Origin of the sequence: Pseudomonas sp. JY-Q (assembly GCF_001655295.1) — a bacterium.
Taxonomy (GTDB): Bacteria; Pseudomonadota; Gammaproteobacteria; order Pseudomonadales; family Pseudomonadaceae; genus Aquipseudomonas; species Aquipseudomonas alloputida.
On record NZ_CP011525.1, the window covers coordinates 3747921 to 3773781 of the forward strand.

Consider the following 25861-nt stretch of genomic DNA (forward strand, 5'->3'; position numbering starts at 1 on the left):
GTTGCTAACTCGATACCAAAGGCTGCCTTGCAAAGCAGACACACCCGTAGAAGATCTACCGTACCAATATCACTGTGCCAGGTGTCAACGCCCCTTGTTTTTTATTGCAACACGTTTTGGATTACCGCCCAGAGAGGTCACAACACCTGAGGTAAGCGGGCATTGCTTCATTCTCGCCCCTGCATACAGGATAGTCACCCCACCTGTTTAAGGCCCTTTCCATGAGTGCCAGCGAGATGTTCTGGGAGCAGTTTTCTGTCGGCCAGGCGTGGACACACCATCGAGATGAAGCGTTGGCGCAAGACGAAATCATCGCCTTCGCAAAGCAATACGATCCGCTATACATGCACACTGATCCTGTTCAGGCGCTTTCCAGCCCCCTGGGCGTACATTGTGCAAGCGGCGTGCATACCTTCGCACTGGCTCAGCGAATGCTGTGTGATGCGCTGTTTTCGGTGACGCATGTCGTGGCCGGGCACCGCATTGAAAACTTCATCATGCATCGACCTGTGAAGCCGAGAGATAGGCTCAGCCTGACGGCAAAGGTGATGAATGTCTCACAGCACGCTCGTCGAGACGATTGCGGCTGGGTCACGCTCGCGATTGCTGTGCAGGTAGCCGGCACCGGTTCGGTGTTGACTTACGACCTGACCGTGCTAATCGCACGAGCAAAATGACCCCGACGCCGATCCATTTGACCAATCCTCATTGCTCAGAAGCCCCCAAACATCTCTCTCAAGTACCGCCGTCAGAGGGTCGCAATTGCGCGAAGCGGCTGAGCAAGCGCAGCGCGCAGGCTTTCAAATTTTGGCGGGCGGTCCAGGTACAGCACAGTCTTCAACATCTGTGCTGTAACCTGTGGGACCGGGCACGCCCGCGAAGAGGCCAGCACAGTCAACCCACCTCTTGCATGGCAACACACAATTCAAGAAACCGCGAGGCAGCCCGCGAAGGCGTAGCCCCATGCGGCAACAGAATGGAAAAACGCCGCACCAGCGCCTGCGGCGCAACCTGCAGCCGGTGCAGCGCCCCATCTTCATGACGAATGGACATCGCCGACACAAAGCCAACCCCCATCCCGGCCCGGACCGCCTCTTTTACCCCTTCAACGCCAGCGATCTCCAGCGCCACTCGCATTGCCACGCCATCACGGGCAAACGCCCGCTCGACGATCTGCCGCACACCCGAGCCGCTTTCACGCAGTACCAAGGGGTAGGTGCCGAGCGCCGCCAGTGTCTGCTGGTCACTGCTTGCCAGGGGATGCCCACGGGGCACAATCGCCACGATCTCGTCCTCGCGCCACGGCGTCACTTGCGTACCCAACGGCAACTCCTGCCCGGGCGGCCCCTCGATCAGGGCAATATCAACACTGTCCAGGGCGGCGACGATCTCCGCCGTGTTGCCATGCGAGGTGCTGACCAGCACATCCGGATGACGCCCGTGAAAATCGGCGATCAGGTAAGGCAGCAGGTAACTGGCGGGCGTGGTACTGGCGCCGATGCGCAAGGTGCCGCGCTCCAGCCCGCGCATGGCCTCGCGCAGTGCTTGCGCCTGTCGGAAGGTTTCGCGCAGGCGCTCGGCATGCGCCAGCAACTGCTCACCGGCCGCTGTCAGCCGCACGCCGCGGCCGGCACGTTGGTAAAGGGGTTCGCCAAACGCCTCTTGCAAGAGCTTGAGCTGGCCGGACACCGCCGGCTGCGACAGGTGCAGGGCTTGAGCCGCATGGCTGATGTTGCCGTGTTCGGCAACCGTGGCGAACGTTATCAGCTGTTCTGGGGTCATTTTTGAAAAATATCAGCTTTACGGATATTTGCCATCCTAAATTACGATTTTTTATAAGCTTATAACCAGATTAACGTAGGCCTTGTCGAAACACCTTTTCCGGAGGACTCACATGGCCACGGTTCCGTCCAACCCCTTTGCCCCTACCCTCTCCACCCGAGGGCGGCTCAATGGCATTCTTTTCGTCGCGCTTTTCGCGGTCGCAGTCACTCAACTGGCGGCCCTGCCCGCTATCGCCAACCTGGGCATCAGCCCGCTGATCGTGGGTATCGTCGCAGGTGCCTTGTATGGCAACGCGCTGCGTGACGGCGTACCGGCAAGCTGGGCGGCAGGCATCAATTTTTCCGCTCGCGGCCTGTTACGCATTGCGGTGGCATTTTTTGGCCTGCGGGTAAGCCTGCAGGAAATTGCCGAAGTCGGCTGGTCGGGGCTTATCGTGTCGGTGCTGGTAGTCACCAGTACCCTGCTGATCGGCCTGTGGTGTGGCATGAAAGTGTTCAAGCTCGACCGCGATACCGCCTTGCTGACCGCCGCCGGCAGCGCTATCTGCGGCGCTGCCGCCGTGCTGGCATTTGAATCGGCGCTGCGCAGCGCCCCCCATAAAAGCGCCATGGCAGTCGGAAGCGTGGTGCTGTTCGGTACCTTGTCGATGTTCCTTTACCCGCTGGCGATCAATGCCGGCTGGCTGCATCTGGATACCATGGGCGCCGGGCTGTTGCTGGGCGGCACAGTCCACGAAGTGGCGCAGGTGGTAGGCGCGGCCAGTAATGTCAGCCCCGAAGCCACGCATATCGCCACCATCGTCAAGATGACCCGTGTCATGCTGCTGGTGCCGGTACTGCTGGTGGTGGGCCTGTGGATCAGCCGTTCGCGCAAGGCCGGCCAGGCGCAGGGCAACGGGCGCATTGCCATGCCCTGGTTCGCTTTTGGCTTCCTGGCACTGGTACTGGTGAATTCGCTGCAAGTGCTGCCTGGCAGCGTGACCCAGGCCGTGAACAGCCTGGACACCTTTGCCTTGACCATGGCCATGACGGCGTTGGGTATGGAGACCCGCTTCAGCCAGATTCGCCAGGCCGGGCCACGGGCGCTGGCGACCGGGGCGATCCTCAACCTGTGGCTGGTTGGCGGGGGGTTGGCGATTACCCTGGGGGTGCAGAAGCTGTTGGGCTGACGGGAGACCGAGTCGGCTGCTTCGCGGGTAAACCCGCTCCTACACAGGTCCGCACCGCCATCAAGGCTTGCGCTGTACCTGTATAGGAGCGGGTTTACTCGCGAAGCAGGCCGCCCGGTCTCAAGGTTTTTCACAGCCCCCCTCGTTGCCGTCCACATTTCTCGGTATGGTGGTGTCAAAGAAGGATGTTTTACCCGCACAGGAAAGACTTAGATGCCTCAACGCCATGTCATCAATGCATCCGTCAGCCCCAAAGGCAGCCTGGAGACGCTGTCACAACGTGAAGTGCAGCAACTGAGTGAAGTCGGTACCGGTAGCCTTTACACACTGTTCCGCCAGTGCGCCCTGGCAATCCTCAACACTGGCGCCCATGTCGACAATGCCAAGACTATCCTTGAGGCCTATAAAGACTTCGAGGTGCGTATCCACCAACAGGACCGTGGCGTGCGCCTGGAGCTGCTGAACGCGCCGGCCGACGCCTTCGTCGATGGCGAAATGATCGCCAGCACCCGTGAAATGCTGTTCAGCGCCTTGCGCGACATCGTCTACACCGAAAGCGAGCTGGCCAGCCAGCGCATCGACCTGGAAAGCTCCCAGGGCATCACCGACTACGTGTTCCACCTGCTGCGCAACGCGCGTACCTTGCGCCCGGGCGTGGAGCCGAAGATGGTGGTGTGTTGGGGCGGCCACTCGATCAGCACCGAGGAATACCAGTACACCAAGAAGGTCGGCCACGAACTGGGCCTGCGCAAGCTGGATGTCTGCACCGGCTGCGGCCCGGGCGTGATGAAAGGCCCGATGAAGGGCGCCACCATCGCCCACGCCAAGCAACGCATGCACGGCAGCCGCTACCTGGGCCTCACCGAGCCCGGCATCATCGCCGCCGAGGCGCCCAACCCGATCGTCAACGAACTGGTGATCCTGCCAGACATCGAGAAGCGCCTGGAGGCCTTCGTGCGTGTCGGCCACGGCATCATCATCTTCCCAGGCGGTGCCGGCACGGCGGAGGAGTTCCTGTACCTGCTGGGCATCCTCATGCACCCGGACAACCACGACCTGCCGTTCCCGGTGGTGCTCACCGGCCCGCGCAGCGCCGAGCCTTATCTGCAACAGTTGCACGCTTTCGTCGGCGCCACGCTGGGTGAAGCGGCCCATCGCCTGTACGAAATCATCATTGATGACCCGGCGGAAGTCGCCCGGCACATGGTCGAAGGCCTCAAAGCGGTCAAGCAGTTCCGCCGCGAGCGTAACGATGCCTTCCACTTCAACTGGCTGCTGAAGATCGAGGAGAGCTTCCAGCGACCGTTCGACCCGACCCACCAGGCCATGGCCGACCTGGACTTGCGTCGCGAGCTGCCGCCCCATGAACTGGCGGCCAACCTGCGCCGGGCGTTTTCCGGGATTGTCGCAGGCAACGTCAAGGACAAAGGCATCCGCCTGATCGAGGAACATGGGCCGTATCAGATCCACGGTGACAGCGCCGTACTGGACCCGCTGGGCCGGCTGCTGCAGGCATTCGTCGACCAGCACCGGATGAAGCTGCCAGGCGGCGCGGCGTATGTACCGTGCTATCAGGTGGCAACCTGACCACGCTGCTTTACTAAGGACGGGCATGGATGCCCGTCAAACGCGGGGGCCGGGTGACGGGAGCGTCTGTACGGATCACCCACATGGGTTACATGAAAGCGCCCCCACCTAGGTGACTCGCTCACTGCCGGAGTTCAACCACCGCCCGCTCGAAAAACCGAATGCTGTCGCGCCCCCCACGTTTGGACTGGTACAACGCCACATCCCCCTGCTCGATCAACGCCGCCAGGCTCGCCGGCGGCTGATCGAACACGTTGGCACCAATGCTCAAGGTAACCGCCTGAGGCGTAGGCACGGTCTTGTCGGCGTACTGCTGGAACTGCTCACGCAGCCCACTACCCAGTTCCATGACCCGTTCACTGCTCGCGCCACTGAGCAAGATGACGAATTCATCCCCGCCCAATCGCGCCGCCAGCGAGCGCTCGGGCAGCGCTGTCCGAATCATCTCGCTCAAGGCAATCAGCAAACGGTCGCCGGCGATATGCCCGTGCAGGTCGTTGACCAGTTTGAAGTTGTCGATGTCGATCAGTAGCAATGCCCCAGGTTGCGCCGGGCTCACGTCCTTGAAGAAATGCCCCGCCCGTACCTCCAGTGCACGCCGGTTGTACAGCGCAGTCAGCGGGTCACGGGCGGCCAGCCGGGCAATCCGCTCTTCACGCCGGTAACGTACGGTGCCGGTCATCGACAAGGCAATCAGCATGATCGCCATCGCGCCTTCCACCAGCGAAACCTGAATGATCAGCCCGCCAAAGGTCGCCAGGTCAATCAGCGTGCCTGGCGTGATCGCGATGGCCGCCTTGGCCACATAGAACAGCCCATGGATCAGCAACACATAGCGCAACTGCACGGCCCCGACACTCAGCGATTTGCCATGTGGCCGCAGCAGGAAACTGGCCTTGAGCGTCAGCGAGGCCACCAACAACGAGTTGACCATCAGCATCACCTTCGACCACTGCGGGCCCACGGGCAGCAGCAGCAAGGCGAACCAGACCAGCACGATCATCAACCAGGCACGTGACAAGCGCTCCTGGGTGAAGCGCAGCACGCCGATCAGGAAAAAAACGTGGGCCACCACCAGCAAGCCATTGGCGAACCAGATACCGATGAACAGCAAGCCGATCCCGCGCAACAATGCCAGGGTGCTACCAACCGTAATCGTGGCGAAACCCGCACTCCAGTAAAGCAATGAGGTTTCGCGCACACTGCGCCATTCAATCGCCAGGTACAAGGCGGCCGCAGCGGCCAAAGCGACTGAAATAGTCAGCATCGTGGGTGGATCTAACGCCATATACGCATTGGCCTGTCTGGTTAACGGGAAAAGGCCCGACTGTATGCGATCGTGATCACGTTCAGAGGGGCCTTGCACGGTTGCCTGCACATTGTAATCCAGCCCCTGACAAAGGGCCGTGGGCAACAATATCATAATGACATCAATGCGCGGTGCGCACCACTCTGGCCCTGTCGCTGGCTTGCCGGCGACAGGGCCAGTACAGGCGATGTCAGAGCACCCGCTTGATCAACGGTTCCAACCGGCTATAGCGCAACCGACGCAGAAACTTGCGCACTTGCTTGGGATGTTCGGCCTTCTCCCCCAGCGCCTCTGCCGAACCGATTCTCGGCGCAAAGCGCCGCAGTTCGCTCAACTCCGCTTCCCGTGGCGCCAGCCATTGCCCCTGCGGGTCGTCGATCAGCAGGCCGTTCTCAAGGTCCAGGTTGAACCCGCGCGGGTTCAGGTTGTTGCCGGTCAGCAGCGAATAACGCTGGTCGATCCACACGCCCTTGGCATGGAAGGTATGCCCCGGATCGTTCCAGATGCGTATTTGCAGCTGGCCGCTGGCAATCGCGGCGTGGCGGCGGCGGGCGAAGGTGCGCAGGTTGTCCTCATACAGATAGGGCAATGCACCACTGGCACTGAACGGTTCGCCAGGGGCGATGTAGAAGTCGTTGGCGGTGCGGTCACCGACAATCAGTTCCACCCCAACCCCCCGTGCCAGGGCATGGTCAAGTTCGCGCATCACGACCTGTGGCGGGTTGAAATACGGCGTACTGATGATGATCTGCGTGCGCGCCACTGCCAGCAAGGCGCACAGCGCCCGATTCAGTGGATTGCCACGGCCCACACCCAGCAGCGGGATCACCTGCAAGCCCTGCCCCGTCATGCTGGCAGGTACCTCGTAGGCCATGCGTCGCAGCCTTGCGCGCAAACGCCGAATGTCGCCGCGCAGGCTGCGGGTGGAAGGTGGCGCCGGCAGGTCGAGGCGCGGTGTGGCGGTGTGGTGCAGCAAACGCTGCACCAGGCCGACCATGGCATCAGCCAGTGCCGGTGACTGGAACACGTGGTAGCGATCCAGGCGATAGCGGTCGAAACGATGCAGGTAGACGTTGTTCAGACTGGCGCCGGTGTAGATCACACAATCGTCGATGATGCTGCCTTTAAGGTGCAACACCCCGAACAGTTCGCGGGTCTGCACTGGCACGCCATGGATCGCGATGTCCAGCCCGCGCAACTGACGCTGGGCCTGATACCAGGCGGCATTGCCCGGCTGACGCCCGGCCCCCAGCAGCCCGCGCCTGGCGCGGAACCAGTCGACCACGATGGTGATCTCCAGGCCTGGCCGCTCGGCCTTGGCCTGGTACAAGGCATCCAGCACTTCCTGGCCAGCCTCATCCTCCTGCAGGTACAACGCGACAATAACGATGCGCCGAGTCGCCGTACGGATGCGCTCGAACAGGCAGGCGCGGTAAGCCCTGGCATCGGGCAGCACCTGGATCGCTTCGGGGGCCATGGCATAGCCTGGCAAGCCCGCCAGCATGGTTTCGGGGTTCACTGACGCTCACCTTCTCTGTGCAATCACTGTCGGCCCTGCCAGCCGGCGGGGCCATTCCTGGCCGCTGCATCCGGGGTGTATGATCGACCCGGCAACGACCCATAACAACAAGAACCACGCGAGGCTCTGCTTTCTCACTGCCCCTGACCAACCAGGCCTCAGCTTGCACAGGAACAGCGCAATGGTCCACCCCGCTTCTGCAAACCTATCGCCGTCTAGTGTAAAGAATTGTTCGGCAAAGACCTTTGGCTTCCTGATTTTGCCCAATTTCACCACCATCGGCCTTGCGTCGGCGGTAGAGACCCTGCGCATGGCCAACCTGGCCGCGCGCAAGCCACTGTATCGCAGTGTGCTGATCGCCGCAGACGACGCGCCGGTGGTGGCCAGCAACGGCATGCGCGTACTGCCCGACTACAACATCACCAACGCCCCCGCGCTGGATGCTTTGCTGGTGGTTGGCGCCAACCCGATCGACCGAAGCCGTAGCAACCGCCCATTGATCGACTGGTTGCGCCAACTGGCCCGCCAGCGCTTGCCGCTAGGCGGTATCTGCACCGGTAGCTACCTGCTGGCCAAGGCCGAATTGCTCAAGGGTTACCGCTGCACCATCCACTGGGAAGACCTGCCGACGTTGCAGGCACACTTCCCCGGTATCGTGATCTCCAGCCAGCTGTTCGAACTGGACCGCGACCGTTACACCTGCTCAGGCGGCGTGGCAGCCATGGACATGATGTTGCAACTGGTGGCCCGCGACACGGGCGGCCAGGACATCGCGGCCAAGGCCGCCGAGCTGTTGCTGTGCGACCGCGTACGCGGTGAGCGTGAGCGGCAGCGTGTGCCGCTGCGCACCCTGCTCGGCAGCGCCCAGCCCAAACTGAGCCAGGTGGTGGCGATCATGGAGGCCAATCTGGAGGAGCCGCTGGGGCTGGAGGAACTGGCCAGCCTCAACGACGTGACCGTGCGCCAATTGGAGCGGCTGTTCCACAAGTACCTGCAGCGCACGCCCAGCCAGTATTACCTGGAGCTGCGGCTGTCGCGGGCGCGGGAGTTACTGCTGCGCAGCGACGTGCAAGTGCGTGAGGTAGCGCTGGCCTGCGGCTTCAGTTCGCCTGCGCATTTTTCCAAGAGTTATAGCCGGTTCTTCGGGCTGTCGCCTTTAGGCGAGCGGCGGCAGGCCTCTCTCCACTGAATGGGGTCAGGTATTGGCATTGCTGGCCTCTTCGCGGGCAAGCCCGCGCCTACACGCACATCGGTGGTCCGCCACAGGCCGTTGTAGGAGCGGGCTTGCCCGCGAAGAGGCCAGTGCAGGTCAACTAATCTTCAAGGGCCCCGTGCGCCGTCTCCCGACACATCAGCATGGCCACCAGCGCCACCAGTGCTGCCGCCAGCAGGTATCCTGCCGGGGCCAGCTTGCTGCCCGTCACCTGAATCAGCCAGGTGGCAATGAACGGCGCAGTCCCGCCAAACAGCGAATTGGCCACATTGAAGCTCAGGGCAAACCCGCTGAAGCGCACCCGGGTCGGAAAGATTTCGGCCAGCAGGCACGGCAAGGTCCCATCGTTCATCGCCAGCATCGCACCGAAAAGGATCTGGATGGCCAGAATCACCAGCAGCGGCTGGCCGTCCAGCAGGCGAAACAACGGCACGGTCAACCCCAGGAACAACAGCGAGGCCACCACCAGCATGGTCTTGCGACCAAACTGGTCGGACAGCCGCCCCATCAGGAAGATCAAGCCGATATAGGTGGCCAGCGACACCGTCGAGGCGATGAACGAATCCCGCTCGCTCATGCCCATTTCACTGGACAGGTAGGTCGGCATGTAACTGAGCAACAGGTAGAACGCAACCGCATTCAGGCAGGTGACACCTATGCCGATCGCCAGACTGCGCCGGTGCTGGCCCAGCAGTTCGCGCAGCGGCGTCGTGGCCATGCCGGCCTTGGTTTCCAGGCGCTGCTCCATCTCCAGGAACTTGGGCGTGTCCTGCAAGCTCATGCGGATATAGCGCCCTACCAGGCCGAACGGCGCCGCCAGCAGGAACGGCAGGCGCCAGCCCCATTCATGCAGGGCTTCACTGCTGAGCAGCTCATGCAGCACCGCAACGAACGCCGCACCGAACAACAACCCCGCCGCCGTGCTGGCCGGCACGATGCTGGTGTACAAGCCACGCCGCCCAGGCGGCGCGTACTCGGCCAGGAACGCAGCGGCCCCGGCGTACTCACCCGAGGCGGAAAACCCCTGTACCAGGCGGATCAGCAACAGCAGGGCCGGCGCCCACAGCCCGATCTGCGCATAGCCTGGCAACAAGCCGATGCAGAAGGTGGATACCGACATGATCAGGATCGACCAGGACAATGCGTTGCGCCGACCGTGTCGGTCGCCGAAATGGCCCCAGACAATGCCGCCCAGCGGGCGTACCAGGAAAGACAACGCGAATACCGCGAAGGTAGCCAGCAGGCCGGTGGTCTTGTCAGTTTGCGGGAAGAAGGTGGCGGCGATGATGGTGGCCAGATAGCCGTAGGCGGCGTAGTCGAACCACTCGACGAAGTTGCCCATGAAGCTGGCCCGGGCGGCCTTGCGCAGCGCCTGGCGTTCGGCGTTGTGCGCGGGGCCGGCGATGACGGATGGGTCTAGGGTGGTGCTGGACATGACGGGTACCCTCTGGTTCTTTTAATTGGAGGCAGGGTCTGGTGGTCATACGGGGATCTTGTTGTTGTCTGGGCCAGCCTTTTCGCGGGAAAACCCGCGCCTACGACAACGGTGAAATCCCCGTAGGAGCGGGCTTGCCCGCGAAGCAGCCGACGCCGATGCTTATTTGCGAATGATGTTGTGCTCCGGCCCATACGGGAACCTGGTGATGTTCTCGGCGCCGCTGTCGTTGACGATCAGGATGTCATGCTCGCGATAACCGCCCGCCCCCGGCCGCCCTTCAGGCAGCATGATCATCGGCTCGATCGACACCACCATGCCCGGTTCCAGCACGGTATCGATGTCCTCGCGCAGCTCCAGCCCCGCCTCGCGGCCGTAGTAATGGCTGAGCGTGCCGAACGAATGGCCATAGCCGAAGGTGCGGTACTGCAGCAGGTCGTGGCGCAGGAAGATCTCGTTCAGTTCGCGGGCGATATCGCTGCAGCGCATGCCCGGGCGCACCAGTTTCAGCCCGGCTTCGTGCACTTCGACGTTGGCCTGCCACAGGCGCAGGTACTCGTCCGGGCAGTGGTCAAGGAACAGGGTGCGCTCCAGCGCGGTGTAGTAGCCGGCGATCATGGGGAAACAGTTGAGGCTGAGGATCTCGCCCTTGCCCACACGGCGGCTGGTGACCGGATTGTGTGCGCCATCGGTGTTGAGCCCGGACTGGAACCAGGTCCAGGTGTCCATCAGCTCGGCGTCGGGGAAGCGTTTGGCAATTTCGCGCACCATCGCCTGGGTGGCATGCAGTGCCACCTCGTACTCGGGCACCTGCTCACGCAGGGCCTCGACCACTGCCGCCCCGCCGATGTCGGCCACCTGTGCACCGTGACGGATAAGTGCCTGCTCCTCGGCCGACTTGATCATGCGCATACGCATGCACGGCGCAGCGATGTCCACCAGCTCGGCCTTGGGGTAGCAGGCGGCGAGTTTGCCGTGGTTCTGCAGGTTCAGGTGGTCGTACTCCACGCCGATGCGCGAGGCCAGCGGCAACGCCTGCTGGATGGCGACGAAATAGTTGTCGCGCTGCCAGTCGGTGTAGACGATGTTGTCAGTACCGACCGTGCGCCGCCAAGGTTGCCCGCCGTCGATGTTGGCACTGATCGAGACCACCTTGTCCTGGGTGATCACCAGCGCATAGGGGCGGCCGAACGAGCAGTAGAGGAAATCGCTGTAGTAGTTGACGTTATGGTACGAGGTGAAGATTGCCGCCTCGATGTCCTGCTCGGCCATATAGGCCCGCAGCCGGGCGTGGCGAGCAGCGTATTCCTGAGCGGAGAAGGTTGGCTGCACCTTGTCGCCATTGCGGATTTTCAGGGTCTTGGGCATTTGCATGGTCGGGGTTCCTTGTCGTTGTGAGCACGCTGTTCAGGCCGGCCGCCTGAGAAGCATTGCAACAGAACCGACGAGGACACTTTTGTATCTATCCGACCTGGAATTGGCGGGATAACCACTGGCCAAGGGGGCGCTGAGCGCCCCCCGCCAGGCAACGCTATTTCAAATCAAAGCGGTCCAGCTCCATGACCTTCTGCCAGGCGGCCACAAAGTCGCGGACAAACTTGTCACCCCCATCACTGCTGCCATACACCTCGCTCAACGCCCGCAACTGGGCATGCGAACCGAACACCAGATCGACCCGGCTACCGCTCCACTTCACCTGCCCGGTCTTGCGGTCGCGGCCTTCGAAGGTTTCGTTGTCCGCCGAGGTCGGTTTCCATTCCACGCTCATATCCAGCAAGTTGCGGAAGAAGTCGTTGCTCAGCGTCCCCGGCTTGTCGGTGAACACGCCGAGGTTGCTGCCACCATGGTTGGCGCCGAGCACCCGCAGGCCACCGATCAGCACGGTCAGTTCCGGCGCGGTCAAGGTCAGCAACTGCGCCTTGTCCAGCAACAGTTTCTCGGCCTTGACGCTGTAGCGTGCCTTGGTGAAGTTGCGGAAGCCGTCGGCCAGCGGTTCCAGCACGGCGAACGACTCGACGTCGGTCTGCTCCTGGGACGCATCGACTCGGCCCGGGCGGAACCCTACGCTGCCGCTGTAACCCGCATCCTTGGCAGCTTTTTCGACTGCCGCGGTACCGGCCAGCACGATCAGGTCGGCCAGGGAAACCTTTTTGCCGCCGTTGTTGAACTCGCCCCGGATCTTCTCCAATGCCGCCAACACCTTGTCCACGCCCTGGTTTGCAGCCCAGTCCTTCTGTGGCGCCAAGCGCAAACGTGCGCCGTTGGCACCACCGCGCTTGTCGGAGCCGCGGAAGGTCGATGCGGATGCCCAGGCGGTGGAGACCAGTTCGCCCACGCTCAAACCCGAGGCCAGGATCCTGGCCTTGAGGGCCGCGATGTCTTGCTCGCTGATCGTGGATGGGTCAGCTTTGGGCAACGGGTCTTGCCACAGCAACTCTTCATTGGGCATTTCCGGGCCCAGGTAGCGCGCCAGCGGGCCCATGTCGCGGTGAATCAGCTTGTACCATGCACGGGCAAAAGCATCCGCCAGTTGCTCAGGGTTGTCTTTGAAACGGCGGGCGATCGGCGCGTAGATCGGATCGAAGCGCAATGCCAGGTCGGAGGTCAACATCGACGGTGCGTGCTTTTTACCGGGATCGTGTGCATCGGGCACCGTTCCGGCGCCTTTGCCCTCTTTTGGCCGCCACTGGTGCGCGCCGGCCGGGCTTTTGGTCAGCTCCCACTCAAAGTCGAACAGGTTATTCAGGTATTCGTTGCTCCATCGGGTCGGGGTGGAGGTCCAGGTCACTTCCAGGCCACTGGTGATGGTATCCCCGCCTTTGCCGGAGCCAAACGTGTTGTGCCAGCCCAGGCCCTGCATTTCCAGGCCTGCCGCTTCCGGCTCGGGGCCGATGTTGTCGGCGGGGCCGGCACCATGGGTCTTGCCGAACGCGTGGCCACCGGCGATCAAGGCCACGGTTTCTTCATCGTTCATGGCCATGCGGCCAAAGGTTTCACGGATGTCCTTGCCCGAGGCCACGGGGTCGGGGTTACCTTCCGGGCCTTCCGGGTTCACGTAGATCAGGCCCATCTGCACGGCGGCCAGCGGGTTTTCCAGGTTACGCTCGGCCGACAGGTCGCGATTCTGCTCTTCACCATGCTTGGCCGGCTCGGCCACCAGGTCACCCTGCCCCGGCGGCTGCGCCTTGACCTGTTCCTTGCCGTAACGGGTATCGCCGCCCAACCAGACCTTTTCCGACCCCCAGTACACGTCTTCGTCCGGCTCCCACACATCGGCACGCCCGCCGGAGAAGCCGAAGGTCTTGAAGCCCATGGACTCGAGGGCAACATTACCGGTGAGTACGATCAGGTCGGCCCAGGAAATCTTGTTGCCGTACTTCTGCTTGATCGGCCACAGCAGGCGCCGAGCCTTGTCCAGGCTGACGTTGTCCGGCCAGCTGTTGAGCGGGGCGAAGCGTTGCTGGCCAGAGCCCGCACCACCGCGGCCATCACCAATGCGGTAGGTGCCCGCGCTGTGCCAGGCCATGCGGATGAACAGCGGGCCGTAGTGGCCAAAGTCGGCCGGCCACCAATCCTGCGAGTCGGTCATCAGGGCAGTCAGGTCTTTCTTCAGGGCCTGGAAGTCGAGGCTCTTGAACGCCTTGGCATAGTCGAAGTCCGGGTCGGGGCTGGACTTGGAGGAATGCTGGTGAAGAATTCTCAGGTTGAGCTGGTCAGGCCACCAGTCACGGTTGGTGGTGCCGCCACCTGCGGTTTGATGGAACGGGCATTTCGATTCGTTCGACATCTGCGGGTACCTTTGGGTCGGTTATCCAGATTTCCGGTCTATGCCAGTGTTCTTTCAGCCGAGCGGGTGGGCTCGTACTACCCCTCATCAGGTGTACACGGGGCTTGCGAAGCTGTCACGGCGGGGGGGGGCACGGTCTTGCACGCAGGTGCTGACGCGCTGCCCTGTCGCGGAATTCGCGGGGCCACGAGAAAGACTAGCCGAGCTTGGGCAGAGTTCTAATAGAGTGGCTGTTGGAGCCTGATAGGCTGGCTCTGTCAGGCGCAGGCCTGTATCGGCCTCATCGCGGTCAAGCCCGCGATGAGGCCGGCACATCCATACAAGGCACAGGGCCCTGCACCATGCTTCAATACACAGCCATACCCTTTGCCCAGGACGCCGAGCCCTCATGAACCGCAACGACCTGCGCCACGTCGACATGAACCTGCTGGTGCTGTTCGAAGCCCTGATGATCGAACGCAACCTGACCCGCGTGGGTGAAAAGCTGTTTATCACCCAATCCACCGTCAGCGCCGCCCTCGCCCGCCTGCGCGAGCTGTTCGACGACCCGCTGCTGATCCGCAGCGGCCGGGCCATGGAACCCACCCCACGGGCCATGCAGATCTTTGCCGAACTGGGCCCGGCCATGGACGTGATTTCCGCCGCCATCAGCCGCGCCCGCCAGTTCGACCCGGCCAACAGCTGCAACGTGTTCCGCCTGGGCCTTTCTGACGATGCCGAGTTCGGCCTGTTTCCGGCCCTGCTGCAGGCCCTGCGTGAAGAAGCCCCCGCCATTAGCGTGGTAGTGCGGCGGGCCAATTTCCTGCTGATGCCTGGCCTGCTGGCCAGCGGCGAGATCTCGGTAGGTGTGAGCTATACCACCGACCTGCCGGCCACCGCCAAACGCCGCAAGCTGCGCGACATCGGTGTACGGGTGCTGCGCGCCGACGACCGCCCGGGGCCGCTGACCCTCGACGAATACTGCGCCCGCCCGCATGTGATGGTGTCGTTTTCCGGTGACATGAGCGGCAACATCGACCTCGACCTGGCACGCATCGGTCGTTGCCGCAAGGTGGTGCTGGCGGTGCCGCAGTTCGGTAGCCTGCGCGCCCTGCTGCGCAACACCGAGCTGATCGCCACGGTGCCGGACTATGCCGCTTGTGCCCTCGCCGACGACGGCAGCCTGCGCGCCGACCCGGCGCCGTTCGACATCACCGAGGCCGAGCTGTCGATGGTCTGGAGCGGCGCCCAGGACAACGACCCCGCCGAGCGCTGGCTGCGCGACCGCATCCTGCAGTTCATGGCCACGCCGTGATGCCCGCTTCGCAGCACAACGCTGTTGCTACCGGCCGTAAAGCCTGAAGTACGCAGCTGCTATTTGCTGCGCTGCATCCACGCTGCGCCAAGCCCACTGAGGCAGATCACCAAAATCCCCACCAGGCTCAGGGTATCCGGCACCTGGCTGTACACCACGAAGCCAAGCAACCCGGCAAACACGATCTGGCAATAGCTGAACGGCGCCAGCAACGCCGGCGCCGCATGGCGGAAGGCCTGGGTCAGCAGCAGGTGCGCAGTCATGCCAAAGCCGCCCAGTGCCAGCATCAACAGGGCATGGTCCCAGCGCGGCACTTCCCAGAAGAACGGCACCAGCGCACTCATTGCCAAGGTGTTGCACAGCCCCGCGTAGAAGTTGCTGGTGGTCGGGCTGTCATGCGCCGCCAGAATCCGCGTCAGCAACTGATAGAAGCAGAAGCCCAACGCCGAACCGAACGGATACAGAATGGCCGGGGTAAACATCGCCCCACCCGGGTGCACCACCACCAGCACGCCGATAAAGCCCATGACCACCGCCACCCACTGCCCCACTGTCACTCGCTCTTTGAGCAGCGGCGCCGACAGCGCGGTGACCAGCACCGGGGCAAGAAAGTTGACGGCCGTGGCCTCGGCCAGTGGCAGGTATTGCAAACCGGTCGTGAACAGCAGGCTGGTGCTCAGCAGGCTCAGGGCCCGCAAGGTCTGCAGTACCGGCCGGCGTGTGCGCAATACATTGAGCCCAGACTTGGGCAGGAAGATACCGGCCATCAGCAACGTGTGCACCACATAACGCGCCCACACCACCATGACTATCGGGTACAGGCCACCCAGGAATTTGGACAAGGCATCGTGGCTGGCAAACAGGAACGTCGCCACCACCACCAAAGCGATGCCGCGCAGGGGTTGGTTGACGCCGGACAGCGGTGTGCTGGAACTCATGGCTCTCTCGATGACGGCGCGGCAACATGCCCCGCCCAAGGAAGGCCGCGCAGGCATTGCCTGGCGGATGTGACAGCTGGGATTCTAGAAGAGATGCCGCAGCATAAGGAAGTTCATTTGCCGCTTGACCCGGTCAAGTGCAATTTGTGTTCGCTGATCGACCACTTTCCACCTTGTCTGCATGGCCCGTGCACGGTTGATCGCCGACCATCGACCGACCCTGCACACCCTACAAGGAATTTACATGCAAAGGCTCAGCACCCGCACCGGCCTGGACCTGCCCGCCATCGGCCTGGGCACCTGGCCAATGACCGGCAGTGAATGCACCCAGGCCGTGCGCCAGGCACTGGACGTGGGTTACCGGCACATCGACACTGCCACCGCCTACGAAAACGAAGCAGCCGTTGGCCAGGCGCTGCGCGACAGCGACGTGCCACGCGAGCAGATCCACCTGACCACCAAGGTCTGGTGGGACCGCCTGGAGCCCAACGCCATGCGTCAGTCGCTGGAAGACAGCCTGCGCGCGCTGGGTACCGAACAGGTCGACCTGTTCCACATCCACTGGCCAGGCAAAGACTGGGACCTGGCCCGCAGCATCGACACCCTGGTAGCCCTGCGTGACGAAGGCAAGGCGCGCCATATTGGGGTGGCCAACTTCCCGTTGGGGTTACTGCGCCAGGTGGTGGAAACCCTGGGCGCGCCGTTGTCGGCGATCCAGGTGGAATACCATGTTCTGCTCAGCCAGCAACCGCTACTCGACTTCGCTCGCAGCCATGACCTGTTGCTCACCGCCTACACCCCGCTGGCACGCGGCCAGGCAGCGGCGCAGCCAGTGATCCAGGCGATTGCCCGCAAGCATGGCGTACTGCCCAGCCAGGTCGCGCTGAAATGGCTGCTGGACCAGGACGGCGTGGCGGCGATCCCCAAAGCCAGCAGCCGCGAAAACCAGCTGGCCAACCTGGCCGCGTTGACCGTGCAGCTGGATGACGAAGACCGCGCAGCCATTGCCGGGCTGCCGAAAGACCAGCGCGTGGTTAGCCCGCCGTTTGCGCCGGACTGGAACAGCTGAGGCCGCCGCGCAAGTCATTGTTCTTGCGTGATGACCTGCTTCAACCGCTCGCTCGCCGGTGCCGGCCGCCCATAAAAGTAGCCCTGGAAGTGCGAACAGCCTTCCGCCGCGAGCCGGCGCATCTGCTCCTCCGACTCCACGCCTTCGGCCGTGGTCTTGATCATCAGGCTGTTGGACAGCTCGGTAATGGCGCGAATGATCGACATGGCCTCGCGGCTGTCGCACATGTCATGCACGAACGACTTGTCGATCTTGATCCGGTCGAACGGGAACGAACGCAGGTAGCCCAACGATGAGTAGCCGGTACCAAAGTCATCCAGTGAAATGGACACGCCCAGGTCTTTCAGCGCGCGCAAGGTGCGTACGTTTTCCTCGCTGTTGCCCAGCAGTACCGACTCGGTAATTTCCAGCTCCAGCCGCTGCGGCGGCAGGCCCGAGTCGGCCAGCGCGAGGGCGACGGTATGCACCAGATCGCCGTTCTTGAACTGCACCGCCGACAGGTTGACCGACACCGTCTGCTCACTCTCCCAACTGGCCGCCTCCTGGCAGGCCAGATTCAGCGCACGGTTGCCCAATTCGTGGATCAACCCGGTTTCTTCGGCAATGGGGATGAAGTCCATCGGCATGACCATGCCACGGGTCGGGTGTTCCCAGCGCAGCAGCGCCTCATAACCGGTAACGCTGCTGGTCTGATGATCGACTACCGGCTGGTAGTGCAACTGCAACTGCCCCAGGTGCAGCGCTGTGCGCAGGTCGGTTTCCACCAGGCGGCGCTGACGGGCGGCAACGTCCAGTTCGACATCAAAGCATTCATAACGATTACGGCCGTTACGCTTGGCTTGGTACAGGGCCATGTCGGCGTAACCCAACAGTTGCTCTGCCTGGTCATTGTCATCAGGCGCGATGGCGATGCCGATGCTCACCCCCACCACGAACTGATGCCCTTCGATCTGGAATGGCGGGCTGATGGCCTTGATCAGGCGCTGCGCGGTATTACACGCGGCATCCCGCCCCTCCAGGCCCGTCAGCACCACGGCAAACTCGTCGCCACCCAGGCGGGCCAAGGTGTCGTGCTCACGCAGTTCGCGGCGCAGACGCTTGCCCAACTCGCGTAGCAACTTGTCACCAAACGCATGGCCAAGGGAGTCGTTGATGTTCTTGAAGTTGTCCAGGTCCAGGCACAGGGCAGCCGTCAGCTTGGCGTTTTCGCTGCCGCGCAACAGGGCCTGGCGTAGCCGTTCGTGGAACAGCGTACGGTTGGGCAGCCCGGTGAGCGCGTCATGGTGCGCCATGTGATGGATCTGCGCATGGGCGGCCAGCTCTTCGGTGGCGTCTTCAGCCACGAACAACACGTAATCGGCCTGCCCCTCGCGGCTCTGGCTGAGCAGGGTACGGCTGCGCAGGGTGCGAGGGCCACGGGCGGTCTCGACGCGCGTTTCGGCGGCGTGTCCCTTGGTGCTGCGGGCACCCCGCACGAATTGCTGCTCCAGGTAGTCACCGGCAGCCGGCGCCAGGCATTCCTTGGGCAACTGGCCGATCATGCTGCGCTGCGGCCCGCCGAACAGGCGTTCGGCCTGCTGGTTGGCCAACAGGATGCGCTGGCTTTCCAGGTCCTGGACGATGACGCTCGCGGGAATGTTGGCAATCACCGAATCGAGAAACTGCGAAAGCTTGGCCATCTCCTGGCTGTACTGCTCGGCCAGCTCTTTGGCCTGCAGCAGTTCGAGCTCCTGGCGGTGGCGTTCGGAAATGTCGCGGGTGACCTTGGCGTAACCCACCAGTTGCCCGGCATCGTCGTACACCGCTTCGATGACCACATGGGCGTGGAAGACCGTCCCATCCTTGCGCAGGCGTGCGCCCGTTTCTTCAAAGCGTCCGGTGCTGCGCGCCTGCTCCAGGTTTAACGCCGGCAACCCGGCTACGCGCTCGGCATCGGTGTAGAACAACGAGTAATGCTGGCCGACGATTTCCTCGGCACGGTACCCCTTGGCGCGCTGGGCGCCGGGGTTCCAGTTGGCGACGATACCTTCAGGGGTGAGCAGGTAGATGGCATAATCCACCACGCTCTGGATCAACAGCCGGTACATGATGTCGGGGTTTGCTGCGAGCGACATGAACTTTACCTGAACCTTCGAAGCGCATGAAAAGGGACCCCGGCAAGCGGCGGCCGGGTCTTGGAAAGCGATGATGGCATTATGCCGCTCGCGAGCATTTTGTGAAGCACATCACAAAAATGGCGCTATCCCTTATCCACACCAACGAACAGGCGCCCCCCCCTCAATGGCGGGTGCCGGTCACCAGGAAATTGAGCAAGTCCGGCTCATCCCCCAAGGCGATAGCCTGCGCCAGCCGCGGCAGGCTCGCCAGCACGGCATTACAGAAAGCCACGGCGGGCAGATCCTGTGCGTAGCAACGCAGCAGCCAGTCACCCTCGCCACTCAGCAACTGCAACGCCACCGCTTGGCCGATGCCCTGGCGACGGTACTTCTTCAAAATAAACAGGTCGGCAAGTTCCTGCGCATCGATGCCAGGCAGTTCGCTGCGCTCGACCAGGACGAAGCCGGCGATGAATCCGTCCACCAGCACCAGATACGCGCCCCAGCCGTCGTCCTGCCAGTAACGTTGCAGGTGCTCCTCGTGGATGTAGAAACGGCCATCCGCCTCGACGTCTTCCTGCTCCCAGTCGGAGGACTCGTAGCAATAGAACTGGTAGAGATTGCGGATCAGCGACGCCTGGTCGAGGGTGGTTGGCAGCAGCGCGATGGGGAGCATGGTGTGGGAGGCCTGAACAAAAAGACGATTCTAGATCACCCGCCCCTGGCGACAAAAAGCCCGGGACCTCCCCGCACGGAAAGCCCCAGGCAAAATCACAGTGACATAACCTCGAACTCAGCCTTCCTGCAACGCCCGCGGCCGATGGCTTCGCTCTTCGGCGTCAGGCGACTTGGCACCCTGCAAGCGGAAGTCGAATGACAACTCGGCAAAGCGCTCGCCTTGCACGCCGCGGTCGCGCGCCGCCGCCGCATCCTCGACAAAACGCAGTTCGCCGATCAGCCCGTCACGGGTGGCATAGGCAAAGTCGTCCCACAGGTACTTGTCGCCCGCAAAGTTGATCTGCGTGGTCAGGTGGCGGTGCCCCGGTGCCGAGATGAAGAAGTGCACGTGCGCCGGGCGCTGGCCATGGCGGCCGAGCAGGTCCAGGCATTCCTGGGTTGGCCCCTGCGGGTCGCAGCCATACCCCGACGGTACGATCGAGCGCGCGCGATAACGGCCCTCGGCATCGGTAATGATACGCCGACGCAGGTTGAACTCGGACTGTGTCGAATCGAAGTACGAATAGGTGCCCTGGGTGTTGGCGTGCCACAGGTCGACGGTGGCACCGGCCAACGGTTTGCCGTCGGCATCGAACACCTGGCCCTGAAGGAACATCACCACGCCTGGGTCAGTGCCGTCGTCCATGCGCACTTCGCCCTCTGCCAGCGGCGCCCCGGCAACGTACAACGGGCCTTCGATGGTGCGCGGGGTGCCGCCGCCAAGGCCGGCTTCGGCATCCTTGGCGTCCTGCAGCAGGTCGAGGAAGTGCTCGATGCCCAGGCCAGCAGCCAGCAGGCCTGCCTCGTTACGGCCGCCCAGGCGGTTGAGGTAGTCCACGGCGTGCCAGAACTCGTCCTCGGTGATGTCCAGGTCTTCGACCAGGCGAGCGGTGTCTTGCAGCACGCGCAGAATGATCTGCTTGAAGCGCGGGTTTCCTTCGGCATGGTCCAGGCCAGCCACCCGGTTGAAGAAGGCTTGAATGTCGGCAGTGTGGGAAATTTTCACGGTCATCGTGCTTACCTCGTATTGTTCTTGTCAGGCATACAGGTGCGAATCAGCGATCGTCGCTGTGAATAGACGAGGGATGCCGACACAGGCCGTCGACCTCGATGTCCATGTACGGGAACAGCGGCAGCTGCATCAGCGTGTCATGCAACGCTTCGACGCTGGGCACATCGAACACGCTGTAGTTGGCGTAATGCCCGGCAATGCGCCACAGGTGGCGCCAGGTGCCTTCGCGCTGCAGGCGCTGGGCCAGTTCCTTTTCATCGGCCTTGAGCTGGGCGGCCTTGGCCGGGTCCATGTCGACCGGCAGCTTCACGGTCATCTTCACGTGGAACAACATGGTTATCTCCTTGCTTGTCAGCGACGAGCGAAGCGCGCCAGGCGCTGTTCGTCCAACGTCAGGCCCAGGCCTGGGGTATGGGGGATGTGCAGCTGGAAGTCGCGGTATTGCGGCGGCTCGTTGACGATCTCCTCGGTCAGCAGCAGCGGCCCGAACAGCTCTGTACCCCAGGTGAGCTGGCGCAGGGTGAGGAATGCGTGGGCCGAAGCCAGGGTGCCGATCGAACCTTCGAGCATGGTGCCGCCGTACAAGGCAATGCCAGCGGCCTCGGCGATCTGTGCAGTGCGCAGCACCGCGCGCGGGCCACCATTCTTGGCGATTTTCAGGGCGAAGATGCTGGCGGCGCCGTCGGCGGCCAGGCTGAAGGCGTCCTCGACGCTTTCGATCGACTCATCGGCCATGATCGGTGCCGGGCTGCGCTGGTTCAGGCGCACCTGGCCACCGCGGTTGATGCGCGAGATGGGCTGCTCGATCAGGTCGATGCCGTTGTCGCCCAATACCTGGCAGGCGCGGAGGGCCTGGGACTCGTCCCAGTACTGGTTGACGTCGACCCGCACGCTGGCGCTGTCACCCAGCTCGCGCTTGATCGCGACCACGTGCTTGAGGTCCTGCGCCACCGGGTTGGCGCCGATTTTCAGTTTGAACACCCGATGCCGGCGAATGTCCAGCATGTGCTGAGCTTCGGCGATGTCGCGGGCGGTGTCGCCGCTGGCCAGGGTCCAGGCCACCTCCAGGCTGTCACGCACGCGGCCCCCCAGCAGTTCGCTGACCGGCAGGCCCAGGCGTTTGCCCTGGGCGTCGAGCAAGGCGCTTTCGATGCCGGACTTGGCGAAGGTGTTGCCCTTGGCCAGCTTTTCCAGCTTGAGCATGGCGGCATTGATGTTATCTGCCGGCAGGCCGATCAGCGCCGGGGCGAGGTACGCGTCGATGTTGGCCTTGATGCCTTCGGGGCTTTCGTAGCCATACGCCAGGCCACCGATGGTGGTGGCTTCACCGATGCCTTCCACGCCATCACTGCAGCGCAGTCGCAATACCACCAGGGTCTGCTGCTGCATGGTGTGCATCGCCAGCTTGTGCGGGCGAATGGTCGGGAGATCGACGATAATTGCATCTATGTGTTCAATCAGCGCGCTTGTCATTGTTGCCAGGTCCCGTCAGGTCGGGCTTACAGTCGTAGGCCCGAGTGATGCGTTTACTTGATTGTTGAAGGATTGCGCGAGACCCTGACGACCGTCCAATATCAAATGAATCTCCCACCATACCCTGGAGGTCTGATGGAGCTGCGCCACCTGCGTTACTTCAAAGTCTTGGCCGAGACCCTGAACTTCACCCGCGCCGCCGAGCTGCTGCACATCGCCCAGCCACCCCTGAGCCGGCAGATCAGCCAGCTGGAGGACCAGCTCGGCACCCTGCTGGTGGTGCGCGAACGTCCGCTGCGGCTGACCGAGGCCGGCCGTTTCTTCTACGAACAGACCTGCACCGTGCTGCAGCAGTTGCAGAACATCAGCGACAACACCCGCCGCATCGGCCAGGGCCAGCGCCAGTGGCTGGGCATCGGTTTTGCGCCCTCTACCCTGTACACCGTGCTGCCGGAGCTGATCCGCGAACTTCGCCAGGACAGCGAGCTGGAACTGGGCCTGAACGAGATGACCACACTGCAACAGGTGGAGGCGCTGAAAAGCGGGCGTATCGACATTGGCTTCGGCCGCATTCGCATCGACGACCCGGTGATTCACCAGCAGGTGCTGTGCGAGGACCCACTGGTGGCCGTGCTGCCCAAGGGCCACCCCCTGGCGGGCAGCCCGCTCAGTCTGGCCCAGCTGGCTGGCGAAGCGTTCATCCTCTACCCGGCCAATCCCCGGCCCAGCTATGCCGACCACGTGCTGGCGCTGTTCGCCCACCACGGCATGAGCATTCGTGTCAGCCAGTGGGCCAACGAACTACAGACCGCCATCGGCCTGGTAGCGGTTGGCGTCGGTGTGACCCTGGTGCCAGCATCGGTACAGCAGCAGCACCGTCCCGATATCGAGTATGTCGGCCTGCTTGATAGCGGCGCCGTCAGCCCCATCATCCTCAGCCGGCGCAAGGGTGATGTAAGCCCGATCGTGAAGCGGTGCCTGGCGTTGATCGAGCAACAGGCAATCTGAACACACCATGCCCACAGGGGCTGTATAGCCCTGCCCTATTGCCTATACCTGCCCCGTATACCCATCGGTATAGGGATGTTCCCATTGAGCTGTTTCATGCTGCGACACGTGAATCGCCAGGGCTCAAGACAGTCAATCAGAAATCATCGGCAAATGATCACCGCGTAACCAGTCGATAAACCGTGCAAACAACTCCGATTGCGAGTTGATCCCGAGCTTCATGTACAGGTTCTTGCGGTGCATGCGCACGGTCTCCGGCGAGATACCCAGCTCCTGCGCAGTAGATTTCACCGAGTGCCCGCGCAAGATCATGTGGGCCACTTCGCGCTCGCGGTCGGTCAGCACCTGGCAGCCAAAGCTGTCGAACGCTGCCTGCAGGCTGCTGCGCTCGGTTGATGCAGCGCCTGGTTCCAGGTTGTGCCGGGCATAGCGCCCCAGCAGTTCGCGCACCATCGGCTCCAGCGCACGCAACAGGTCGACCTGCCCGGCATTCAGGCGCGTGCCGCTGCAGCCCTGGAACAGGCTCAGCGACAGCTTGCGGCCTGCGCTGAGGTCGACAATGTAGTAGCTGTCTTCACTGCAACCTGTACCCAGGTAATAAGCCTTGTAGTAGTCGCTGTCGAAGAAGTTGTCGGGGGCGATTTCCTGCAGGTGGTAGAAGCCTTCGGCCAGGCCGCTTTGCACGGCAAGGCAGAAAGGGTCCAGCAGGTAGCCGGCGCTGAAATAGCGCTCCAGCACGGCAGCCCGGTGCAGTTCAGGAATGCCTTGCTGGTACAGCAACTGCGGTGCCCGCCCCTGGCACTCGAGGCTGATCATCATCGACTCCACCTGCACCAACTGGCCGATGGCAGCGGCCACATACTCCAGCGCCTCGGGGGTTTCGCCATGGGCCAGGGCGCGCTGCAACGCCACGTGCCACTGCTGCAGCGCGCCCATTGTGAGGGTAAGCGGGGTATCGGGGGAGGCCTGGGTCATGCCCGGCAGTCTAGCCTGCCAGGCACGCCCGCGCACAGCCCTTTGCGCCAGGTTTATCGGCCTTGGTACAGGCCAAGCGCTGTGAGTTCACGCGCGGTTTCGAGGATGCACTGGCGCAGGGTCTCGACGATCTCGTCCACCTGCGCATGGGTGATGATCAACGGTGGCGACATCACGTTCAGGTGCATGATCGGGCGCACCAGCAACCCTTTTTCCTGCGCCTTGCTGTGGATGCGCTCGCCGATGTTCACCTCATCGGCGAACAGTGCCTTGCTGGCCTTGTTGGCGACGAATTCGACACAGGCCATCAGCTTCATGCAGCGCACATCCCCCACCAGCGGCAGATCGCGCAGGCTCTGCAAGCGTTGCTCAAGGTAACCACCCACATCCTTGACATGATCGAGCAGTTGCTCGCGCTCGATGATCTCGATGTTCTTCAGCGCCGCCGTGCAGCACACCGGGTGGCCGCTGTAGGTAAACCCGTGGGTGAAGCAACGGCCCTTGCCTGGCTCGGCAATCACTTGCCAGATGCGCTCGGAAAAAATACACGCGCCCAGCGGCAGGTACGCCGAGGTCAGGCCTTTGGCGGTGGTGATGATGTCTGGGATGACGCCAAACAGTTCCTCGCTGGCGAAGAAGGTGCCCAGACGCCCGAACGAGGTCACCACTTCGTCGGCGACGAACAGGATGTCGTAGGTCTGGCACAGCTGCCACATGCGCTGGAAGTAGCCCTCGGGCGGAATGATCACCCCGCCCGAGCCCATGATCGGCTCGGCGAAGAACGCCGCCACGTTGTCGGCACCCAGCGACAGGATCTTGTCCTCGAACTCGGCCACCAGGTAGTCGAGGAATTCGGCCTCGTCCATGTCGTGCGGGGCACGGTACGGGTTGGGGTTGGAGACGTGGTGGATCAGGTCGTGGTGATAGTCGAACTCCGGCACCCGGTCGGCGGCCTTGTTGCCGATCGACATGGTCAGGGTGGTGGAGCCGTGGTAGGCGTTGTAGCGGGCGATGATGTGCTTCTTGTGTGGCTTGCCGCGGCAGTTCTGGTAGTACTGGATCAGCCGGTAGGCGGTGTCGACAGCGGTCGAGCCGCCGGTGGTGAGGAACACATGGTTCAAGTCGCCCGGCGCCAGCTGCGCAAGCTTCTGGCACAGTTCGATGGCCACGTCGTTGGCCATGTCGGAGAACGGGTTGGAATACGCCAGCTGGCGCACCTGGTCTGCGATGGCCAGGGCCATTTCCTCGCGGCCCAGGCCGATGTTGGTGCACCACATGCCGCCGACGGCATCAAGGAAGCGGTTGCCGTGGGTGTCACGAATGTAGGCGCCCTCACCGGCGACGATGTTCAACGCACCTTGCTCGCGGTGCTCGTCGAACACATGGTAGCCGTGCATGTAGTGGGCCTTGTCGGCCTCCACCAGCGGGTCGTGGGCGATAGCGAATGCTTTGCTTGGGGTGGCCATGGGCAGCTCC

The 25861-nt window shown here is 62.9% G+C and carries 21 protein-coding genes; 7 read left to right on the top strand and 14 right to left on the bottom strand.

Annotation, left to right across the window (positions count from 1 at the left end; translation table 11 throughout):
- Positions 1 to 221: 221 nt before the first annotated feature.
- Complete coding sequence (locus AA098_RS17010) at positions 222 to 677, top strand: MaoC family dehydratase (protein ID WP_004577493.1); 456 nt, start codon at positions 222 to 224, stop codon at positions 675 to 677.
- A gap of 217 nt (positions 678 to 894) precedes the next feature.
- On the opposite strand, the gene AA098_RS17015 is transcribed toward AA098_RS17010, so the two are convergent.
- The gene (locus AA098_RS17015) at positions 895 to 1782 is read right to left on the bottom strand and encodes a LysR family transcriptional regulator (protein WP_003256092.1); all 888 of its coding nucleotides are present in this window, start codon (positions 1780 to 1782) and stop codon (positions 895 to 897) included.
- A gap of 112 nt (positions 1783 to 1894) precedes the next feature.
- Here AA098_RS17015 and AA098_RS17020 point away from each other — a divergent pair, with 112 nt between their 5' ends.
- Together AA098_RS17020 and ppnN are read left to right on the top strand one after the other, a co-directional pair.
- Positions 1895 to 2953 carry a YeiH family protein gene (locus tag AA098_RS17020; RefSeq protein WP_064614803.1) on the top strand — a complete coding sequence of 353 codons (1059 nt, stop codon included), beginning with the start codon at positions 1895 to 1897 and terminating at the stop codon, positions 2951 to 2953.
- Between the two features lie 213 nt (positions 2954 to 3166).
- On the top strand, positions 3167 to 4540 hold the full coding sequence (ppnN, locus tag AA098_RS17025; protein WP_003256095.1) for a nucleotide 5'-monophosphate nucleosidase PpnN: 1374 nt from the start codon (positions 3167 to 3169) through the stop codon (positions 4538 to 4540).
- Between the two features lie 121 nt (positions 4541 to 4661).
- Here ppnN and AA098_RS17030 read toward each other — a convergent pair whose 3' ends face one another.
- Together AA098_RS17030 and pssA are read right to left on the bottom strand one after the other, a co-directional pair.
- Positions 4662 to 5807 (bottom strand): GGDEF domain-containing protein, encoded by a 1146-nt coding sequence (locus tag AA098_RS17030; RefSeq protein WP_049586495.1) that lies wholly within the window; start codon positions 5805 to 5807, stop codon positions 4662 to 4664.
- Between the two features lie 232 nt (positions 5808 to 6039).
- Positions 6040 to 7368: a CDP-diacylglycerol--serine O-phosphatidyltransferase gene (gene pssA / locus AA098_RS17035; RefSeq protein ID WP_004577497.1), complete on the bottom strand. Its 1329-nt coding sequence runs from the start codon at positions 7366 to 7368 to the stop codon at positions 6040 to 6042.
- A 181-nt stretch (positions 7369 to 7549) separates the two neighbouring features.
- Between pssA and AA098_RS17040 the strand changes: the two genes are divergently transcribed.
- Positions 7550 to 8557 (top strand): GlxA family transcriptional regulator, encoded by a 1008-nt coding sequence (locus AA098_RS17040; RefSeq protein ID WP_019751089.1) that lies wholly within the window; start codon positions 7550 to 7552, stop codon positions 8555 to 8557.
- 124 nt (positions 8558 to 8681) lie between these two features.
- Here the strand turns inward: AA098_RS17040 and AA098_RS17045 are convergent, their stop codons facing one another.
- The 3 genes from AA098_RS17045 to katG form a co-directional block, all read right to left on the bottom strand.
- Positions 8682 to 10016 carry an MFS transporter gene (locus tag AA098_RS17045; protein WP_064614804.1) on the bottom strand — a complete coding sequence of 445 codons (1335 nt, stop codon included), beginning with the start codon at positions 10014 to 10016 and terminating at the stop codon, positions 8682 to 8684.
- A gap of 162 nt (positions 10017 to 10178) precedes the next feature.
- Positions 10179 to 11390, bottom strand: a complete 1212-nt coding sequence (locus AA098_RS17050) for a M24 family metallopeptidase (protein WP_003256102.1) — start codon at positions 11388 to 11390, stop codon at positions 10179 to 10181.
- A 157-nt stretch (positions 11391 to 11547) separates the two neighbouring features.
- Positions 11548 to 13803: a catalase/peroxidase HPI gene (katG, locus tag AA098_RS17055; protein WP_064614805.1), complete on the bottom strand. Its 2256-nt coding sequence runs from the start codon at positions 13801 to 13803 to the stop codon at positions 11548 to 11550.
- A 388-nt stretch (positions 13804 to 14191) separates the two neighbouring features.
- On the opposite strand from katG, the gene AA098_RS17060 reads away from it, so the two are divergent.
- Positions 14192 to 15097 carry a LysR family transcriptional regulator gene (locus tag AA098_RS17060; RefSeq protein ID WP_003256105.1) on the top strand — a complete coding sequence of 302 codons (906 nt, stop codon included), beginning with the start codon at positions 14192 to 14194 and terminating at the stop codon, positions 15095 to 15097.
- Positions 15098 to 15156: 59 nt separating this feature from the next.
- Here AA098_RS17060 and AA098_RS17065 read toward each other — a convergent pair whose 3' ends face one another.
- Complete coding sequence (locus AA098_RS17065; RefSeq protein ID WP_003256106.1) at positions 15157 to 16035, bottom strand: DMT family transporter; 879 nt, start codon at positions 16033 to 16035, stop codon at positions 15157 to 15159.
- A 244-nt stretch (positions 16036 to 16279) separates the two neighbouring features.
- Here AA098_RS17065 and AA098_RS17070 point away from each other — a divergent pair, with 244 nt between their 5' ends.
- Entirely contained in the window at positions 16280 to 17104 is an 825-nt protein-coding gene (locus tag AA098_RS17070) for an aldo/keto reductase (RefSeq protein WP_003256107.1), read from the top strand.
- Between the two features lie 14 nt (positions 17105 to 17118).
- Here the strand turns inward: AA098_RS17070 and AA098_RS17075 are convergent, their stop codons facing one another.
- From AA098_RS17075 to AA098_RS17095, 5 genes are all read right to left on the bottom strand, one after another.
- The gene (locus AA098_RS17075; protein ID WP_004577501.1) at positions 17119 to 19218 is read right to left on the bottom strand and encodes a bifunctional diguanylate cyclase/phosphodiesterase; all 2100 of its coding nucleotides are present in this window, start codon (positions 19216 to 19218) and stop codon (positions 17119 to 17121) included.
- A gap of 163 nt (positions 19219 to 19381) precedes the next feature.
- Positions 19382 to 19876, bottom strand: a complete 495-nt coding sequence (locus tag AA098_RS17080) for a GNAT family N-acetyltransferase (protein WP_064614806.1) — start codon at positions 19874 to 19876, stop codon at positions 19382 to 19384.
- A gap of 117 nt (positions 19877 to 19993) precedes the next feature.
- Positions 19994 to 20929 carry a catechol 1,2-dioxygenase gene (gene catA / locus AA098_RS17085; protein ID WP_060546039.1) on the bottom strand — a complete coding sequence of 312 codons (936 nt, stop codon included), beginning with the start codon at positions 20927 to 20929 and terminating at the stop codon, positions 19994 to 19996.
- 43 nt (positions 20930 to 20972) lie between these two features.
- Positions 20973 to 21263, bottom strand: coding sequence for a muconolactone Delta-isomerase (catC, locus tag AA098_RS17090; RefSeq protein WP_003256111.1), 291 nt, complete (start codon positions 21261 to 21263; stop codon positions 20973 to 20975).
- Positions 21264 to 21280: 17 nt separating this feature from the next.
- Positions 21281 to 22402: a muconate cycloisomerase family protein gene (locus AA098_RS17095; protein ID WP_064614807.1), complete on the bottom strand. Its 1122-nt coding sequence runs from the start codon at positions 22400 to 22402 to the stop codon at positions 21281 to 21283.
- Positions 22403 to 22537: 135 nt separating this feature from the next.
- Between AA098_RS17095 and catR the strand changes: the two genes are divergently transcribed.
- Positions 22538 to 23410: an HTH-type transcriptional regulator CatR gene (catR, locus tag AA098_RS17100; protein WP_003256113.1), complete on the top strand. Its 873-nt coding sequence runs from the start codon at positions 22538 to 22540 to the stop codon at positions 23408 to 23410.
- Positions 23411 to 23542: 132 nt separating this feature from the next.
- Here catR and AA098_RS17105 read toward each other — a convergent pair whose 3' ends face one another.
- Both AA098_RS17105 and AA098_RS17110 read right to left on the bottom strand, forming a co-directional pair.
- On the bottom strand, positions 23543 to 24385 hold the full coding sequence (locus tag AA098_RS17105) for a helix-turn-helix transcriptional regulator (protein WP_064614808.1): 843 nt from the start codon (positions 24383 to 24385) through the stop codon (positions 23543 to 23545).
- Positions 24386 to 24438: 53 nt separating this feature from the next.
- Complete coding sequence (locus tag AA098_RS17110; RefSeq protein WP_004577510.1) at positions 24439 to 25851, bottom strand: aminotransferase; 1413 nt, start codon at positions 25849 to 25851, stop codon at positions 24439 to 24441.
- Positions 25852 to 25861: the final 10 nt, after the last annotated feature.

Bases quoted from the DNA above. Each gene is read 5' to 3' on its own strand.
- catC (WP_003256111.1), bottom strand. From the start codon at position 21,263: ATGTTGTTCCACGTGAAGATGACCGTGAAGCTGCCGGTCGACATGGAC.
- AA098_RS17080 (WP_064614806.1), bottom strand. From the start codon at position 19,876: ATGCTCCCCATCGCGCTGCTGCCAACCACCCTCGACCAGGCGTCGCTG.
- AA098_RS17040 (WP_019751089.1), top strand. From the start codon at position 7,550: ATGGTCCACCCCGCTTCTGCAAACCTATCGCCGTCTAGTGTAAAGAAT.
- ppnN (WP_003256095.1), top strand. From the start codon at position 3,167: ATGCCTCAACGCCATGTCATCAATGCATCCGTCAGCCCCAAAGGCAGC.
- AA098_RS17105 (WP_064614808.1), bottom strand. From the start codon at position 24,385: ATGACCCAGGCCTCCCCCGATACCCCGCTTACCCTCACAATGGGCGCG.
- AA098_RS17045 (WP_064614804.1), bottom strand. From the start codon at position 10,016: ATGTCCAGCACCACCCTAGACCCATCCGTCATCGCCGGCCCCGCGCAC.
- AA098_RS17065 (WP_003256106.1), bottom strand. From the start codon at position 16,035: ATGAGTTCCAGCACACCGCTGTCCGGCGTCAACCAACCCCTGCGCGGC.
- AA098_RS17070 (WP_003256107.1), top strand. From the start codon at position 16,280: ATGCAAAGGCTCAGCACCCGCACCGGCCTGGACCTGCCCGCCATCGGC.
- AA098_RS17010 (WP_004577493.1), top strand. From the start codon at position 222: ATGAGTGCCAGCGAGATGTTCTGGGAGCAGTTTTCTGTCGGCCAGGCG.
- katG (WP_064614805.1), bottom strand. From the start codon at position 13,803: ATGTCGAACGAATCGAAATGCCCGTTCCATCAAACCGCAGGTGGCGGC.
- AA098_RS17075 (WP_004577501.1), bottom strand. From the start codon at position 19,218: ATGTCGCTCGCAGCAAACCCCGACATCATGTACCGGCTGTTGATCCAG.
- catA (WP_060546039.1), bottom strand. From the start codon at position 20,929: ATGACCGTGAAAATTTCCCACACTGCCGACATTCAAGCCTTCTTCAAC.
- AA098_RS17015 (WP_003256092.1), bottom strand. From the start codon at position 1,782: ATGACCCCAGAACAGCTGATAACGTTCGCCACGGTTGCCGAACACGGC.
- catR (WP_003256113.1), top strand. From the start codon at position 22,538: ATGGAGCTGCGCCACCTGCGTTACTTCAAAGTCTTGGCCGAGACCCTG.
- AA098_RS17060 (WP_003256105.1), top strand. From the start codon at position 14,192: ATGAACCGCAACGACCTGCGCCACGTCGACATGAACCTGCTGGTGCTG.
- AA098_RS17110 (WP_004577510.1), bottom strand. From the start codon at position 25,851: ATGGCCACCCCAAGCAAAGCATTCGCTATCGCCCACGACCCGCTGGTG.
- AA098_RS17050 (WP_003256102.1), bottom strand. From the start codon at position 11,390: ATGCAAATGCCCAAGACCCTGAAAATCCGCAATGGCGACAAGGTGCAG.
- AA098_RS17030 (WP_049586495.1), bottom strand. From the start codon at position 5,807: ATGCTGACTATTTCAGTCGCTTTGGCCGCTGCGGCCGCCTTGTACCTG.
- AA098_RS17020 (WP_064614803.1), top strand. From the start codon at position 1,895: ATGGCCACGGTTCCGTCCAACCCCTTTGCCCCTACCCTCTCCACCCGA.
- AA098_RS17095 (WP_064614807.1), bottom strand. From the start codon at position 22,402: ATGACAAGCGCGCTGATTGAACACATAGATGCAATTATCGTCGATCTC.